Origin of the sequence: Sutcliffiella horikoshii, assembly GCF_002157855.1 — a bacterium.
GTDB lineage: Bacteria > Bacillota > Bacilli > Bacillales > Bacillaceae_I > Sutcliffiella_A > Sutcliffiella_A horikoshii_C.
Window position 1 is genome coordinate 3,814,101 of the sequence record NZ_CP020880.1, and the last position, 16,998, is coordinate 3,831,098.

Annotated in this window: 12 protein-coding genes; 2 read left to right on the forward strand and 10 right to left on the reverse strand. The window is 36.3% G+C overall.

Annotated elements, in window-relative coordinates; all coding sequences use genetic code 11:
* Positions 1 to 6: 6 nt before the first annotated feature.
* From B4U37_RS19510 to B4U37_RS19535, 6 genes are all read right to left on the reverse strand, one after another.
* Positions 7 to 2,772, reverse strand: coding sequence for a glycosyltransferase (locus B4U37_RS19510; protein ID WP_245840106.1), 2,766 nt, complete (start codon positions 2,770 to 2,772; stop codon positions 7 to 9).
* The gene (locus tag B4U37_RS19515; protein ID WP_245840017.1) at positions 2,669 to 5,203 is read right to left on the reverse strand and encodes a glycosyltransferase; all 2,535 of its coding nucleotides are present in this window, start codon (positions 5,201 to 5,203) and stop codon (positions 2,669 to 2,671) included. The genes B4U37_RS19510 and B4U37_RS19515 overlap by 104 nt, the downstream gene beginning before the upstream one ends.
* Positions 5,204 to 5,368: 165 nt before the next feature.
* Positions 5,369 to 6,574: a glycosyltransferase gene (locus B4U37_RS19520; RefSeq protein WP_088019583.1), complete on the reverse strand. Its 1,206-nt coding sequence runs from the start codon at positions 6,572 to 6,574 to the stop codon at positions 5,369 to 5,371.
* Positions 6,575 to 6,591: 17 nt separating this feature from the next.
* On the reverse strand, positions 6,592 to 7,695 hold the full coding sequence (locus B4U37_RS19525; RefSeq protein WP_342746488.1) for a glycosyltransferase: 1,104 nt from the start codon (positions 7,693 to 7,695) through the stop codon (positions 6,592 to 6,594).
* A gap of 266 nt (positions 7,696 to 7,961) precedes the next feature.
* On the reverse strand, positions 7,962 to 10,073 hold the full coding sequence (locus tag B4U37_RS22110; RefSeq protein WP_157663849.1) for an SH3 domain-containing protein: 2,112 nt from the start codon (positions 10,071 to 10,073) through the stop codon (positions 7,962 to 7,964).
* Positions 10,074 to 10,307: 234 nt separating this feature from the next.
* Positions 10,308 to 11,588 carry a nucleotide sugar dehydrogenase gene (locus B4U37_RS19535; protein ID WP_088019585.1) on the reverse strand — a complete coding sequence of 427 codons (1,281 nt, stop codon included), beginning with the start codon at positions 11,586 to 11,588 and terminating at the stop codon, positions 10,308 to 10,310.
* Positions 11,589 to 11,923: 335 nt separating this feature from the next.
* Between B4U37_RS19535 and tagU the strand changes: the two genes are divergently transcribed.
* Positions 11,924 to 12,850: a polyisoprenyl-teichoic acid--peptidoglycan teichoic acid transferase TagU gene (gene tagU / locus B4U37_RS19540; protein WP_088019586.1), complete on the forward strand. Its 927-nt coding sequence runs from the start codon at positions 11,924 to 11,926 to the stop codon at positions 12,848 to 12,850.
* Between the two features lie 50 nt (positions 12,851 to 12,900).
* Here tagU and B4U37_RS19545 read toward each other — a convergent pair whose 3' ends face one another.
* The 4 genes from B4U37_RS19545 to B4U37_RS19560 all read right to left on the reverse strand — a co-directional run bounded on the left by B4U37_RS19545 (position 12,901) and on the right by B4U37_RS19560 (position 15,941).
* Positions 12,901 to 13,671, reverse strand: a complete 771-nt coding sequence (locus B4U37_RS19545) for a tyrosine-protein phosphatase (RefSeq protein WP_088019587.1) — start codon at positions 13,669 to 13,671, stop codon at positions 12,901 to 12,903.
* A gap of 327 nt (positions 13,672 to 13,998) precedes the next feature.
* Entirely contained in the window at positions 13,999 to 14,628 is a 630-nt protein-coding gene (locus B4U37_RS19550; protein ID WP_281252755.1) for a class D sortase, read from the reverse strand.
* A gap of 69 nt (positions 14,629 to 14,697) precedes the next feature.
* Entirely contained in the window at positions 14,698 to 15,015 is a 318-nt protein-coding gene (locus tag B4U37_RS19555; protein WP_088019589.1) for a hypothetical protein, read from the reverse strand.
* A gap of 137 nt (positions 15,016 to 15,152) precedes the next feature.
* Positions 15,153 to 15,941, reverse strand: coding sequence for an N-acetylmuramoyl-L-alanine amidase (locus B4U37_RS19560; protein WP_088019590.1), 789 nt, complete (start codon positions 15,939 to 15,941; stop codon positions 15,153 to 15,155).
* A 223-nt stretch (positions 15,942 to 16,164) separates the two neighbouring features.
* On the opposite strand from B4U37_RS19560, the gene B4U37_RS19565 reads away from it, so the two are divergent.
* Entirely contained in the window at positions 16,165 to 16,725 is a 561-nt protein-coding gene (locus tag B4U37_RS19565) for a BsuPI-related putative proteinase inhibitor (protein WP_088019591.1), read from the forward strand.
* The last annotated feature ends 273 nt before the right edge of the window (positions 16,726 to 16,998 follow it).

Genomic DNA, 16,998 nt, shown 5'->3' on the forward strand with positions numbered 1-16,998 from the left:
CACCTATTATAGTAATTTTAGTACATGATTTGATAGCCTGGAGATATGTTGACTGTGTCCAAAGTTTCTCTCTACAAACTCATGGGCAATCTTAACCTGTTTTTCATATAGTTGACTATCATTCATTAACTCGTTAATTCTTTCTTTAACTTCATGTACTTCTGCATATATGGCTGCATTACTAAAAAGAGTTTGATATTTAGGGTGTATAATTACTGGTACGCCAACTGCCATAGCTTCAAAAATTACCCTTCCAAAAGCTTCTACCCAATCCGGATGTGTATAATATACAAAAACATCCAAGTCTTTAAGAAACTCTTTTGGCTCCATTTCACCGAACTCGTACACTTTCCAGTTATCAGGCAGCTTTCCTAGAAGCTTTCTTGGACTCTCTGCCCCCCCTAGAATATGGACCTCGTATTCGGGGGTTGGAGGATATAGCTCAAGTAGCTCACTTTTCGTATTTGGCCATTTTACGTATTGGGACCGAGAATGACGACCTATTTTTATCACAGAATCTTGAACTTGAGGTGTTCGCAAATCCCTTTTCCATTCATTAACATCAATTATGTTAACCCAGTCATCAGTAGAGAGTTTTATATGTTTTAAATCATTGGAATGATAGCGATTTAAGGTATCTCTTACTTGCGGCCCTATTGGATACCATTTTCCTTTACTACCAGTGTAATCATATAGGTTCTTTACACATTTTTTTATCTCGTATAATGTTACACCTTGTTTGCTATAATCTCGTTTAGGAGGTTGATTTATTATTACTTTCACTGACTTGGCATCAATATTTGGCAAATACCTCTGCCATTCTTGTAAAACAGGGGGATGCCTAACAATAAGTAAATCGCAAGATACACTTTCACCATAAACAATTAACTGAACTTGTTCTCCATCTATCAGATTCCTGACATGGTAATTCATCTCTCTTTGAGATTCAAAATCAAACCTCGACAGCTGAATTAAACCTGTTGTAAGACCTGCAGCATTTTGGGCTTTAATTTCTTCTATATTTGACATGTTGGTGCCACCTTGCAACCGAAATTCAGAAGCGATAATGACATCAAAATGCTTTCTTTTATATGCATTTTCCCGTTTAGGAAGCATAGTATCTGGTACAGCAAACGGGCGTTGTTTCAACTCAGCTGAATAATATAAGTAGTCTCTATTATGTTCATGAAAAGCGCTGTATGCTTCATGGTATGCTTTTCTGGCTCCCATAAAATACCCATGATAGCCGAATTCTTTATTGCCTGTTAAAGAAGAGTTGGATTGACGCTGAAAAGAAAGAGGACCTGTTGCTAAATCTACTACTGCCTCTGCTCCAAAGACCAATATTAACCTCTTTTTAAATTCTCCATCTGCTCCAAAACGAACAGAATCCCAAGAACCCAACAACTTTATTACTTTTTCCCGTCTAAACATAAGTGATGAAAGGTTGGAGAAAATAAAGCCTCCTGGTTTTCCTCTTCTAAAGAAACTTAGTTGATCTGTGGCTCTTGCTTGTTGTGAAGTGTTTGCAATTACGTCATCGTTTTCCATCATGTGTCTAACTTGAGTTTCAATTTTTTGCGGATGAGACCAATCATCTACATCATTAACCGTAACAAACTCTCCAGTTGCTACCGTTAGTGCACGGTTTCTAGCAACATAAGCTCCACTATTTGAATCGAGTGTAATTAATTTCACTCTATTATCGAGAGCCATGTACTCTTCTATAATTAATCTAGAAGTGTCCTTGCTAGAATCATCTACAACAATTAACTCTAGGTTCTTCCAAGTTTGACCTAATATTGATTTAAGCGAAGTTTGTAAATACTCTGCTCCGTTGTATACGGGCATTATAATGGAGACCTTTGGTAACTGTTTATTAGTTTCGATTTCTACATTATTTACACTTGAAGACAATCCATCATAAGGGACTAAATAGTTATCTTTAGTCAGATTAATGTCACTTAGATTATGATAATTAAATGCTTTATTAATCCACTTGATTTTCTCCGAAATAACTGTTTCCAAATTTGCAGCAGCCAAATACAGGTCTGGGTGGGTTTCTCTTGTCATTGCATTATGAATGATCTGTTTGCCCTTAGTACTTTCCCCCAACAAATGTATAGATTCAGCTTCTAATATAGCAATTCTTCGGAGCTTATCTTTAGATTTTTCTCCATTTTTAACAACCGAAAGATAATGTACAGTGTACTTAGCATCGTCTACAGTTTGCTTATTGGCATACCAAAGAGCAAGTTCCCAAGCTGCTGAACGAACCAAATATCTATCCTCTGAAAATTTCACATAATGTTGCAATTCTTTTAATACGGCATGAGTAAAGCCTAACTCATATAGTTTATACCTTAATTTCTTCACTCTTTTTTCTACTCTGTTAATCTTCCAAGTCTGATTAAAAAGTTGTTTCCAGTGACGTTTACCAGTAATGTATAGTTTAAAAGAAGAGGCAACTTTTCTTTGTCTATATATGAATTTAATTATTCCAAGAATCTTGCCTTCCTTAATTTTCATATACTGTTGGTTCAGTCGATAATATTCATTATACCTTTCTTGGTTTAACACTTTTAAATCTTGTACTTCTTGGTCTAATTTCTTTATTTCAAGTTCAAGCTTTAGGTTGCGAGTCTGCATTTTTTTTAGTAGTATCTGTTCATTGCTCTCTTCCATGAAGAAATTTCTCCAATCTTGAAGCGTGTGTAGAATATCCAAAATGTTTTTCCAAGTAATCCAATCCTTTTTCCACCTGGTCATCATATAATTCACGGTCATTCATTAGAAGGTGTATTTTATCTTTCACCTCTTCAGGTTCTGCATATATTGCAGCTTCTTGAAAAAGTTCCTCATAAAAGGGTGGAATAATTACTGGTACGCCTGTTGCCATAGCTTCAAAAATAACTCTTCCAAATGCCTCCACCCAATCTTTATGTGTATAATAAACAAACACATCTAGTTCTTTTAAGAAAGCTTGGGGAGTAATCTCTCCAAATTCATATACCGTCCAATTTGGAGGTATTTCACCTAATATTTTTTTAGGCGACTTTGCACCACCAAGTATTTTAACATCAAAGTCGTTAGAATAAACCTGTAATATTCCTTGACTAGACTCTGGCCATTTAACATACTGATCACGAGAATGGCGTCCAATCCGAATTCTGTTTGCATGCTGTGGCCGCTTCTCTCTTTTCCACTTTATAACATCTATAATATTTGACCAATCTATGGGCATTAGTTTAATATTTACTAACTCTTCTTTATGAAACTCATCCAATACCTCTCTTACTTTTGGTCCAATCGGATACCAATAAGCATTTTTGCCGAAATATTCATATAAGTTAGTTGCGCAAGTTTCAAAGTCGTACAGGGTTACACCAGAATCCCCATAATCCCTTTTTGGAGGTTGATTAATAATTACATGTATACTATCTGCTTTAACGTTTGGTATATAACGTTGAAATTCTTGTAAGACAGGGGGATGTCTTATAATGAGAACATCACAACTAACTTCTTCTCCGTAGACAATCATTTGGACAGTTTCTCCATCTATTAACTCCCGGATCTTTAAGTTAGTTGCTCCAACCGTATTTATATCAAATCGATTCATTTGAATGAGACCGGTTTTTAACCCTATCTTTTTTTGTGCTTTTATTTCCTCCGCATTAGACATGTTAGTGCCACCTAATAATCGGAATTCTGAGGCGATAATAACATCAAAATGCTTTGTATTTTTCATTCTATCTGGCTTCATGGGTTCAGGTACTGGAAACAAACGTTTTTTAAGTGGGAAATCATAGAATAAGTTATTACCATTCATTTCATGATAGTAATCATGTGCCTCAGCATATTCTTTCCGCGCTCCCATAAAAAAGCCAGGGAATCCAAAAGCAGAATGACCTGTCAGGGAAGTTTCTGATTGCCGTTGGAAAGATAAAGGGCCAGTTTTTAAAGATACAATTGACTTCTCACCAAATACCTTCTTAATTCTTTTAACATATTCAGAATCCCCTCCGAACCTTACGGAATCCCAATAGCCTATTTTGGAGAATACAGTCTCTTTTCTAAACATAAAAGAAGACATGTTAGGAAAAGCGTATATCCCAGGCTTACCTCTTCTATAAAAAGTTAGATTGTTTGTAGTTCTCGCCTGCTGAGAAAAATTACCCACTATATCTGAGTGTTTAAGAAGATGGACAACCTGGGTTTCAATTTTTTGAGGATGAGACCAATCGTCTGCATCATTAATAGTAATAAATTCACCAGTCGCTTGTTTTAAAGCTAGATTTCTTGAGGCATATGCCCCTCCATTTGTAGGAGCCTTTATTAGACTAATCCTTGCATCAAGCCTCGCATACTCTTCAACTATTCTCACTGTAGCATCACTAGAACAATCATCAACTACCAATATTTCAATATTACTCCACGTTTGATTTCGCAAAGAATTAATGGAAGTTTCAATTAGATCTTCTGCATTATATGCAGGTACAATAACTGTCACTTTCGGCCCGGATGATAGTGATGTTTGTTTAGAATCACTACTTAATTGATCATATAATGGTGAAGCATTCTGCTTAAGTTTAACCTGTGAATAGTCATATAAATCGAATGCTTTGTTAATCCAAACTAACTTCTTTGAAGAGGAGGTTTCAATACTTGCTAATGCTAAATACAAGTCTTCGTGCTTTTGCTTTTTTAAGACATTAGTTAAAACCTCTCTGGCGGCTTCTAGTTCACCTAGAAGTCTGTAACTTTCCGCAGAAAGTATTGCAGCTCTTCTAATTAAATCTTTATCTTTCTCTTTTTTTATTGCTATTTCTAGATATTGCAAACATAACAATGCGCTTTCTTTAGTATATTGATTTGCATACCATGTAGCTATTTCCCAAGATGCTAATTTGCGCTTGAAAATATCTTCTGCATTTGCACATATATATTTTAGTTCTTCGAGTGCTTTTTCTGTAAAACCCAAACTATTAAGTTTATGTTTTAATCTTTCAATTTCTCTTAATGATTTTCTTTTCTGTCCTGGAGAAATAGCATTTTTAATGGAGCTTTTTTGCTTATTTGTTAGTAAGTTGGATAAGTGTTTTTTTTTGCTTTCACTTAAGAATGTATATAGGAACCAATCGATAACATTGACCGACATTTTTTTAAAACCGAAAATTGAGACCACCGCCAGATTTTTTATCACTTAAACAGAACAAAAAGCTACATTTTAGTAGCTTTATGGTAAAAAGAATCTATACGTATAATAACACAAAAAAATACAGATTTAGACAACATCTATAAAATTCAAACACCCATTTTGTGTATTAGAAACCACATTATTGTAACTTGGGTGTTTTTTGGAAGTTTGTTAATGAGATTTTTGCTTAATTAATGCCATTTTACTTCTTTTGAAGCGATACGAAAGCTCAGGGAAGACGTTTCGCTCTAATATTTCTCCATACCACTCCTGTAGTTTTGAAGCTTCATTATCCCAATTTAAATGCTTTTTAACAGCTTGTTGGCCATTAATGCCCATTCTTTCAGCTTCTTCAGGATTATTTTTCAGGTATTCTATTGCCTCTTTAATTTGGTTGTTATCAAGAGGGTTTACTGCTATTCCACAATTATATTTTTCCACAAGCTCTTTCCAAGCCGGAAAATCAGAACAAATAATAGGAAGGCCCGCACTCATATATTCAAAGAATTTCGTTAGTTCCTTTTTCATATAGTGCTCTGTTGGTGGGAATAAAGCTAGCCCTGCCAACCATTCTCCATTTTGATATTGGAGATCAATTTCATCCTTAGGTACATACCTTCCCTTTCCTTCAATGAAGAGTCTGTCTTTTTTGTTTCCGGCTATTTCATTCATTTCCCTTGCTAAACTGTTCGGGCATTTACCAAAGAAGTGAACCGAGATTTTTTCATCCAAAGAAGGTAATTGCGCATGTATAGCGGCACCCCTATCTTGAGATATATTTCCTGTATAAATCAATTTAGCAGTTGAATTGTTGTTTCTTTTTAACTTATATTCAGTTTTTATTGTGTTTTCTTCTATTATAGGATAGTTAAGAACACATTCACCATTTGGATACTTTTCTTTATAATATTTCTCTGCTAGACATAATTCTAAGTTGAAAGAGAGTACTTTTTCAGCAAATTTAAAACCCTTAGACATTAATAGTCTAATTGGCTTCTTTAGATATTCCTTTTGCATAATACTAGTTTCATAGTCTTCATGTATATCGTAGACTACAACGTTCCCCTTTTTCTTCAACAACCACGCAACCAAAAGCAATTCAGGATCATGGATATGGTAAATATCAGCATTTAGACTGCGGGCTTGTTTTAATGCTTCTAAAGTTGATAAAACTACTCGCTTAATACGCGATTTTCTCTTTTTAATCGATAAGATATTAATAGGGCTTTCAACCTGTACATCCTCTTCCTCTGGTACAATAAGAGTGACATCAAACCCCGCTTTGTGTAGAGACAGACATTCCTTATAATAAATCCTTGGATCTAATGGATGATGCACAGTTGTAATATGAACTACCTTTTTATCTTTAAAATCCATACCCCTTTTTACACTCCTCAGTGATTATCCCTTTTATGATAACTTATTACATCACAAAATACTTCTTCGTATTTTTTTACGATAATTTCCGCATTAAATTCTTTTGCCCTTGTATAACCTTGATCAACCATTTTTTTATAAGACTTAGGTGCAAGTGTAAGAACTCTTAGCATCTCCCTTGCTAAGCTCTCTTCGTCTGCAACTTCACAAAGCACTCCGTATTTCCCTTTATCCAACACTTCTTCTGGCCCAGACAAGCAATTAGTTGAAACAACCGGAAGTCCTGTGGCCAAGGCCTCAGCAATCACGTGACTGAACCCCTCATGGATGGAAGATAAAACAAAAAGGTCGGATTCTCTCATATATGTATAAGGATTTTTTTGAAACCCAACAAAATGAACATTACCGTGAACCCCTAACTCTTTTGCGTATTCTATCAATTCATTTTTGAGAGGTCCTTCTCCAAGGATAACCAACCTACAATTCAAGTCTTTTACTACTATGGAAAAAGCTTTAAGTAATGTTTTGTGATCCTTTTGGGGAACTAATCTACCCGCGGTCATAATAGTTTTACAATCTCCTTTTGTGAAAATATACCTATGCATAGGACATATTTCCGCCTCTGTGAGTTTATTTTTAATCACAGCTAGGTCTATAGGGTTATATATTACTTTAATTCTATCCGCTTTTACTTTATATCGATTAATTAAATTAACTTTCACGCCTTCAGAAAGAGATATTATTTGAGATGATAATTTATAAATAGCACCAAATGCCAATAGCCTTAAATTCTCAGTAAAACTACCTCCAAGATTATCAGCTTCTCTTATTACATTTTTTGCTTTGGAAAACGATAGTAAGTTTGCAATAATCGCAATTGTATTAACTCTCGGGATGGTACTGAAAACAATATCTATTTCTTCGGTTCTAATTAACTTTGATAGACTGAATATAGATCTACTTAACCTTTTTGTATTTAATTTTATTACCTTCACATCTGACTTTAATTCTGTTTCATAAGAACCTTCATAATTTAAAGTCACCAGTACAGGGCTGAACCTTTCCCGATCCAGATTATTGATAATATTAAGGAGCGTACGTGCTGCTCCACCTGCACCCATTTGATATATAAAAAATAACACTCTTATTTTCTTCAGTTTTATTCTACCTTTCTTAAAAGCAATTTACTCTACAAATGTTGAAAAATATCAAAATTACACTTATTATGCCGTTTTTATAATAACAAAAATACTTTCATTAATAAACACTAATTTCATATTTTTTACAATAAATTTTCAATCCGCTTACAGAGTAATAGGGTGTGTATTACTTTATAAAAATAAAATGCCCTTGTAAAAAAACAAGGGCGTGAAGATAAGTGTTTACATTAATTTGAAATTACCAATGTATATTTCGTGTTTGTTGTTATAAATCCGTATGTTCCGTTGTAGTCTACCTTATACCACCAGCTATTATATTTTTCAATTAATGGCACACTTTGACTTCCTTCTAAAATTCCTAATTTTTCACCACCTGTACTAGGACTTCCGTATATTGTTACCCAGCCACCATTTGTCTTTACTACTGGTCCTTCATATACCTCTTCAGGTATCTCACCAATCAACTGTGTATATTTCGTATTTGTCGTGATATAGCCGGTTTTGCCATTGTATTCTACTTCATACCACCAGTTATTGTATTGAGAAAGTACCGTTACTGCTTGATGGCCTTCTAATACTCCTAATTTTTCGGCACTAGTACTCGGGCTCCCAAAGATACTTACCCATCCACCAGTTGTCTTAATTACCGGACCTTCATATTCCTCTTCCGGTATCTCACCGATCAACTGTGTATATTTCGTATTTGTCGTGATATAACCTGTTTTGCCATTGTATTCTACTTCATACCACCAGTCATTGTATTGAGAAAGTACCGTTACTGCTTGCTGGCCTTCTAATACACCTAGTTTTTCACTACTAGTACTTGGATTCCCAAAGATACTTACCCATCCACCAGTTGTCTTGATTACCGGACTATCATATTCCTCTTCCGGTATTTCACCGATTAACTTTGTATACTTTGTATTTGTTGTAATATAGCCAGTTTTACCATTGTATTCTACTTCATACCACCAGTTGTTGTATTGAGAAATCACCCCTACTACTTCATGACCTTCTAATGCTCCTAATTTTTTACTGCTAGTACTTGGGCTCCCAAAGATACTTACCCATCCACCAGTTGTCTTAATTACCGGACCTTCATATTCCTCTTCCGGTAACTCTCCAATCAACTTCGTATATTTCGTATTTGTTGTAATATAGCCAGTTTCACCATTGTATTTAACTTCATACCACCAGTTGTTGTATTTCCTAATAAGAGGAGCTTTCTCAGTATCACTTAAATTACCAAGCCTTTCACTTTTTAGACTAGGCCCTTTAAACACTCCTACCCATTCACCATTAGTCATAATTACAGGACCATCATAATCTATCTCTTCTACAGGTTCTTCATTCTTAAGATTAGTATATTTAGAATTAGTAGTTATGTATCCTACTTGATTTTCAAACTGAATTTCATACCAGTATTTGTTATATTGTCTTATATATGGAGCCTCTTCCCCAAATTGCAGGTTCCCTAATTTACCACTATTAATACTTGGTAATTCGTAAACTGATACCCAACCATAATTTGTCATGACTATTGGATTTGTGTTTACAGGTTGCTCAGGTACTTCTGGTATAATTATTTCATTTTGAGGAGGCAACACATAACTTTCAGGAATAACAGGCTCTTTTTCAATATGTTTGGAAAATTCCTTAGTAGGGTCCGTCGAACCTTCTGGTAGGACTCTTTGAACAGAAAAAAGGTTCTCCCCAAACCAGTAATCAAAGTTATTAATTATTCCAAGTGCAGTTGGGTTATCGGGCGCAGTTCCAATTACAGCAGGTTGCCCATTTAGTTCTCCCATATAAATCGCTACATGCGATATATACTTCGTACCATCTTCTTCAAAGTCCCACCACGTTAAAATATCACCTATTCGAAGATTTTCCATACCTTCTAATTTCCATTTTCCATCTATATTAATAGGTTTAACTCCCTCTACAGGGGTGCCTACCGTTGCATAGTTTCTTGAAACATCTGTAATGATAAAATTAAAATCACCAAAAACTAGTTTTGTAAACTCTGAACAGTCCATCACTCCATGATAATGATATGACAGCAATCCATGGCCATAAACAGAATAACCATTCTCCATATACCAAATTGCTCTTTCTATTACCTTACCCGCTAAACTATTTTCTAAATGTCCGTATTTTTCACGATATTGATTAATAAGTAAACGTTCGTTAGACTCATAATCAGCAAGATTTTGATTATAAAGTTCTATTGCTTGTTCTGTTGTATACAGAGGTGTAACAGGTAATGCAGCATTAATTTGTTTTGGCTGAATAATAAGAGAAAAAATTAAAAGTACGCATAAAACTAGTTGCTTCACGTCTTCACTTCCTTCATTAAATTTACTACGTTATCCTAACGGGTAAAACTTAACATATTTCAAGCTATTCATAGTAATTATACTATAATAAATCAATAGTTTTACATTTTTTTCACAGTCTTACAGTTCATCGCCCTCATATATGAGTTTCATAGTAGATTTTGTTATATCGTGAATCAAATAAAAGCCCCAACTCCTTTATAGAAGTTAGGGCTCTCTTTCAGATATGTTCTTTTATAACCTCCAAAGAGTAACCCCTTCAGGGCATTCCTCTTTTGGCAATTTACTTTTTATATCTACAACGACTCCTTTGCCGTCTTTCAGGAGCGTTCCAAATTGACTCCAGCCTTTCTCTACATAAACCGTATGTGGAACTGCGAAAATAACAGCATCGGCCGGCTCAAGTGCATCGTAGTCAATTAATTCAATTCCATACTCTTTGTAAGCATCTTCCTTTTCAGATAATGCGTCCGTAACTTGCACCTCAATGCCGAACTCTTTTAGTTCATCAATTACATCGATTACTCGAGAGTTGCGCAGATCCGGGACATTCTCTTTGAACGTCAGTCCAAGGATGGTTACTTTTGCACCTTGGATGGTCATTTTTTTGTGTATCATTTGTTTAATAAGAGAAGTTGCAATAAACTTCCCCATGTTACCGTTGATACGGCGGCCAGATAGAATAACTTCTGGGTGATAGCCAACACTTTCTGCTTTAGATGTCAGATAGTATGGGTCTACTCCAATACAATGCCCTCCAACAAGGCCAGGAGAGAACGGCAGGAAGTTCCATTTTGTACCTGCTGCCTTTAGTACTTCTTCCGTGTCAATATCAAGGCGGTCAAAGATTAGTGCTAGTTCATTCATAAGAGCAATATTGACATCACGTTGCGTGTTTTCTATAACCTTAGCAGCTTCTGCAACTTTGATAGAGCTTGCACGGTACACACCAGCTTCTACTACTGAATTATAAACAGCTGCCACTTCTTCCAAAATCTCTTCATTCTGACCTGAAACAACCTTTGTAATTGTTCTAAAAGTACGTTCTTTGTCACCAGGATTTATTCGTTCAGGAGAATAGCCAATGAAAAAGTCTTCTCCTCCTTTTAAGCCAGAACGCTCTTCTAAGATCGGCAAGCAAACTTCTTCTGTCGCACCAGGATAAACGGTGGATTCATATACCACAATAGCTCCTTTTGACAGGTTGCTACCAACTGTTTCAGAAGCTTTGACAAGCGGCGTCAAGTCTGGTTGATTGTTTTGATTGATTGGAGTTGGTACTGCAACAATAATGAAGTCTGCCGCTTTTAGAGCAGACGCATCCATTGTGAAATCAATATCCGCTTTTGCAAGTTCTTCAGGTGATACCTCGTTCGTATAGTCTATTCTTTGTTTCAAGGTGTTTATTCTATGTTCATTTATATCAAATCCAATAATTCTATGGCTTTTGCCGAATTCCACCGCTACAGGTAATCCCACGTAACCTAATCCGACTACAGCAATCTTCTTGTTCATTAAGTTATATCCTCCTTGGATGAATAGCTTCATCAACTAATTGGTTCTATATAAAAAAGGAAAGTTTGATTTAAAATATATAGAAAAGTATCCGAAAAAACAAGTTTCACTCTAATGTCCTATTATAAGTACAACCTTAACGAAAATCCACTTTCACCCCTTAATGTAATGTGAAAGTAATATTGGGCCTTCTTATGTAAATTTCCCTACTTATTATTCACCAAATCTACAAAAAGTTACAATATAAAGAAGTAAATGACTGTTCCTATATTGTATAAATGTCGGAATACCCATATAATTAACTGTACGATTATTAAAAAAAGGAAGAGTGCTGAATGTTCAAGAAAAAATGGTTCGTTTTTTTAGTTAGTATTTTAGGCATTGCTACTATAGGGGTTGGAATTTTTGCTTTCAGTGTCTATAAATCTCTCGAAAGTACTGTAACTTCCATGCATACCCCATTAGAAAGACCAAGTTCTGAAAAAAGGCCTTCTGAAGTTGATTTCAGCCAAAAAGACCCTTTAGCATTCCTAATTCTAGGAGTGGACGAAAGACCTGGCGATAAAGGGCGCTCAGATTCCATGATCGTATTGACAGTAAACCCGAACGATAAATCAATGCAGATGGTCAGCATTCCTCGTGATACAAGAACGGAGATTATCGGAAAAGGATTTGACGACAAAATTAATCATGCTTATGCATTTGGTGGACCGGAAATGTCCATAGCGACTGTAGAGAATTTTTTAGATATCCCGATTGATTATTTTGTCCAAGTCAACATGGAAAGCTTTAAAGATATTGTAGATGCCGTTGGCGGAGTAACCGTAAACAATAAACTAGAGTTCAGTCAGAGCGGACATCATTTTCCATTAGGGGAAATTGAGCTGAATGGTGAAGAAGCATTAAGTTTTTCTCGCATGCGTAAATTAGATAGCGACTTTGGTCGCCAACAAAGACAACGAGATATTATTCAAGGTGTAATCAACAAAGGTGCTTCCATCTCTTCGGTCACTAAGTTTGATGATATTCTTGACGTCTTGGGTAACAATGTTCGAACAAACCTAACTTTCAATGAAATGATCGATATCCAGAGTAATTATAAAGAGGCACGTCATAACCTTTCCCAACATCAATTAACAGGGTCAGGCACAAGAATTAATAATATCTATTATCTAATTGTGGCAGAAAAAGACCGTCTCGAAATTTCTAACCAATTGAAAAAACATCTTGAACTTGATTCAGAAATCGCTAGTAATAACTAAAAAAGGAGAGGGAACCGCTTTATATTGCGGGTGCCCTCTCCTTTTTATAATCATCCTAATAAGCCGAACAACTTCTTCTTTTTAATTCTCTCAGGGATTTCCTTCACGATCATCGAACCTTCCACTAACAGTTCTGCATTTTCCATTAGTAGAAATTTCGCCTCGGTTCCACACTCTTTTTCTATAACCCTATATGCCTCAGTCATATGAAAATTTCTATTCTTAAGGTTATGCGCATCAGATGCGACCAGATGGGTAAGGTTTGCGTCTATTAAGTCCAGAGAAAACTTCTTAATCTTCTTCCCGAACTTACCTGCTATACTCGCAGCTGTCACCTGTGTACAGGCACCCTTTTTCACTAATTGATATATCTTTTCTGGGTTTTCAATCAATTCTGCATTTCGCTCAGGGTGCACAATGATAGGAGTTAATCCTTTTAACTGGATATCATAAATGATTTTTTCCGTATAAAGAGGCACTTGGCTCGAAGGGAGTTCGATAAAAACATACCTATCTGTATTGTTAATAGTTAGCAACTCATCTCTTTCATATTGTTCAAATAGTTCCCCTGAAATTCGGCATTCCTGTCCTGGTAGAATAGTTATATTAATACCTTCCTTGGCTAATCGCTCGTTAAGCTCCTTAACCTTTTCCAAGATCTCTATTTTCGAATTCATGTATTGCCCATTATTATGATGGGGAGTAGCAACTATTTTGGTTATTCCCTCTTTCACAGCAGCCCTGGCCATCTCCAGGCTCTCAGTCATATGTCTTGCTCCATCATCAGCAGCCGGAAGTATATGGCAATGAACATCAATCATTTTTTCCCCTCCAAATATAGTGCTTTTGTACTATCTATCGTTCTTTATATAGTCTACCTTTATATTATCATAGTAGAGAATCATTGAGAATGGGTGTATTTTGTCGAATTAAGTAAATACAGTACTTTTTTCATCTTTTTAAAAAATACGAGATTGCGTAAATATTATATCAATATAAGAAAATAATACTTTTCCATTCTATATTACGCATGTTTTTCTTAGTTTTCCTTAATAAAAAGTTTTTGCAAATAACTACTTTCTAACTATTAAGATTTTCCGGCTCTTGTCGATAAAGAGGAAAAATAAAAAACACCCCGCAAGGTGTTATTATCTTGAATCAACAGGTTTTGCATATAAAATATATCTTTCCGGCGCCGCACCAGTTAGAGTAAAGGGATAACATGTGGTGAGAAGCAGATCTTCCTTTTCCTTTTGAAGGGTAATAACTGTTCTGTCATCTTCATCCACTATCTTAGAGTCATAGATTTCATACATATATTCCCCATATGGCATATTCACATAAAATTTATCACCGATTTCCAGTTCACCCAAGCGAAGGAAAACAGTATCTCTATGCCCTGATAACACGTTTTGCCCCACTTCACCTGGATAAGATGCACCTTTATAGTGCCCTACTCCCTTTTCCAGCTCTGCAGGGTCCGTTCCTTCTACTATTGGCAGCTCGGCTTCAAGTCTAGGTATTTTCAGCAGTCCGACTACTTCTCCTGTCTCAGGTGCAAAATCATCGGGCTTTTTCGGACGGTCTTTTTTATCTGGTGTATCCTTTTCGCCCACCATTCCCTTAGTTATAGAAACAGCATCTTTAAGGGCCGCCTCCGTTTTTCTATCCATACTGATTTTTTCAAATAGGCCATACCCTATAAAGGAAATACCGGTAACAATAAACAGAAATGCTACAATCATTCCTTTTTTCAACTTGTCCTGTCTCCTCTTCATTCTTTTTTTCTTTATTATATTTATTCTATCTGTTATACGGAAGACATCAACCACCTATTGTTCGACAAATTATAGGACTCTATCAAACACTCCAGACAGATTTCTCATTAAAATAGGCAGGAATGCGGCAAAAAAATGCAGCCCTATCAAAGCAAAATAATAAAACTTAAACCTAGCCAACTTAAATACAAGCGGAATGATTACAAGAAGAATACCCGCTACGCTAATTAAAGAATAAATCATGGTCCCTTGAGTTTCCCCATAAGTTACAAGTAAATAAAAGAACCCCACGATACTAATATTGTAGATTAATAATATTAGTGAAAGTGCAAAGCATATGAAATTAGCAGTTCTCTTAAAAAATGATTTCCAATCGATATTTTTCATCGTTCAATATCCCCCTATAAAACACCATTCTTATGTCTATTTCTATAGTTCGATATATAAGTACATTTTCCCTGTTTTTTTCCTAATTTCGAAGTAAATATTGTCGAATTTAAAAAAGACCCGTAGAAAGGGTCTCATTAGATGCTGATAAAGGTCGTATAGCCTTGGGATCTTAAAGTCGCAGCCAAACGGTCTGCGTTTTCTTTTTGCGAGAACGCTCCTGCCTGTACCTTGTATAGATTATCTTCTCTGAACACAAATGTGTTAAAGCCTTTTCTGTTAAGTTCTGTGGCAAGGCTGTCTGCGTTTTCCTTTGCACGGAATGCCCCTACCTGCACCTTGTATACCCTTGTTACCGGGGGTGTTGTTGGTTTTAGCTTTAAGTTGAAATATTCTACTAAGCCACCGGCAATGGCCAAGGCACAAGTTCTACGGTAGCTATCCGTTTTCAACAACTGTGCTTCTGGGTAGTAAGTCATAAAGCCACACTCACAAAGAATAGATGCCATCGTTGTTTCGCGGAGAACATGGAAATTGGCTGATTTAATGCCTCTATCTCTTCTACCTGTTGCTTGGATGAGTCTGCGGTGGACCATATTGGCGAGGCGATTGGAATTTGGGGACTGAACAATAGGTGTATATGTTTCTATTCCTTGAGCCGTATTCCATCCTCCATTACCAAATGCATTTGCATGAATGGAGACAAACGCTCGTGCCCCCCAGGCATTTGCTCTATCTGTGCGTTCTTGCAAAGGAACATCCCTATCGTCTGAGTGAGTGAAAAGCACCTCCACATCTTGATAGCGCAGTAATTCCTGTCTTGTATATTGGGCAACCACCCTATTGAACTCATATTCTCTCATTCCATCAGGTGTACGCTTTCCAGGGGTACTGTATCCATGGCCTGCGTCTAACACTATTTTCATACATTCCACCTCTTTCTACAATTTTAGACCATTTGTACTATTATCATATGTCCCATTTGTAAAAGATTTACAAAAACAGGCATATGACCTGTCCACCTCCTTGTAACTTTTTATATAATTAAACGTCTAACTATACAAAGAAGGGTATGGGTCATATATAGTTGTGTAAGAGGAAGAAACGGCTCATTCGATAAGTCCATACCACCAAAACGGAGGTTGAACTATGTATAAAATAACGTCATTACTACTAATGTTACTGATACTGTCTTCATGTGGAACGACGAAAGACTCTTCCCAAGGTAGTCCTGATTCTTCAGATGGAAAAACACCAGTAAGTGAAGGGACGAATGTAGATGATTCTTCTACAGATCCAAAAGAATCAAAAGATCCTATCAAATCAAAGGAAGAAACTAGAAAGAAGCTAGAAACAAATAAGTTAAATAAAGAAGAATTGGCTGTTCATGTTGACCGAACAAACCGTGACTTCCTTTTCAAGGTTACTAACGACAAAGAGGAAGATGCCGAAATCCACTTTTCTTCCGGACAAGAGTACGATTATGTTGTGTACGACGAATCGGGCAGCGAAGTTAAACGATTTTCCGAAGGCATGATGTACACCCAAGCCATAAAAGAGATGATTTTAGCTCCAGGGGAGTCATTGGAGTACCCTATCCCCTACAGCGATTTGACTGCAAGCTTGCCCCCAGGAGAATACACCATCCAATTCATCTTTACTGATTCAAACCATCACGCTACAGCAAAAGAAACCTTTACTGTCGAATAAGAAGTACCTGTGTCACGAGGTTGTAACTGCCACCCAAAAAACCTATAATAGAATAAGAAGATTTTACCGGCAAAGGTCTACGCGATGAAGTAGACCTTTTCGTTTTTTGCAACAAGTCCCCCCTGAAGCCTGGAGAGCAAGGTGTGAGACTCCAGCGGGGGAGTAACGGTAGATTGAGACCCCGCAGGCAAAGCCGAGGAGGCTCAAGCACCGTCCCGCGGAAAGCGAACACCTGGATCGGAAGGTTGCAGGGAGTTATAGAAACTTTTCAAA

What these genes read in the sequence shown, in the direction of transcription:
- B4U37_RS19510 (WP_245840106.1), bottom strand. Translation starts at nt 2,772, where the DNA reads ATGATGACCAGGTGGAAAAAGGATTGGATTACTTGGAAAAACATTTTG.
- B4U37_RS19520 (WP_088019583.1), bottom strand. Translation starts at nt 6,574, where the DNA reads ATGGATTTTAAAGATAAAAAGGTAGTTCATATTACAACTGTGCATCAT.
- B4U37_RS19525 (WP_342746488.1), bottom strand. Translation starts at nt 7,695, where the DNA reads ATGGGTGCAGGTGGAGCAGCACGTACGCTCCTTAATATTATCAATAAT.
- B4U37_RS19535 (WP_088019585.1), bottom strand. Translation starts at nt 11,588, where the DNA reads ATGAACAAGAAGATTGCTGTAGTCGGATTAGGTTACGTGGGATTACCT.
- tagU (WP_088019586.1), top strand. Translation starts at nt 11,924, where the DNA reads ATGTTCAAGAAAAAATGGTTCGTTTTTTTAGTTAGTATTTTAGGCATT.
- B4U37_RS19545 (WP_088019587.1), bottom strand. Translation starts at nt 13,671, where the DNA reads ATGATTGATGTTCATTGCCATATACTTCCGGCTGCTGATGATGGAGCA.
- B4U37_RS19550 (WP_281252755.1), bottom strand. Translation starts at nt 14,628, where the DNA reads ATGAAGAGGAGACAGGACAAGTTGAAAAAAGGAATGATTGTAGCATTT.
- B4U37_RS19555 (WP_088019589.1), bottom strand. Translation starts at nt 15,015, where the DNA reads ATGAAAAATATCGATTGGAAATCATTTTTTAAGAGAACTGCTAATTTC.
- B4U37_RS19560 (WP_088019590.1), bottom strand. Translation starts at nt 15,941, where the DNA reads ATGAAAATAGTGTTAGACGCAGGCCATGGATACAGTACCCCTGGAAAG.
- B4U37_RS19565 (WP_088019591.1), top strand. Translation starts at nt 16,165, where the DNA reads ATGTATAAAATAACGTCATTACTACTAATGTTACTGATACTGTCTTCA.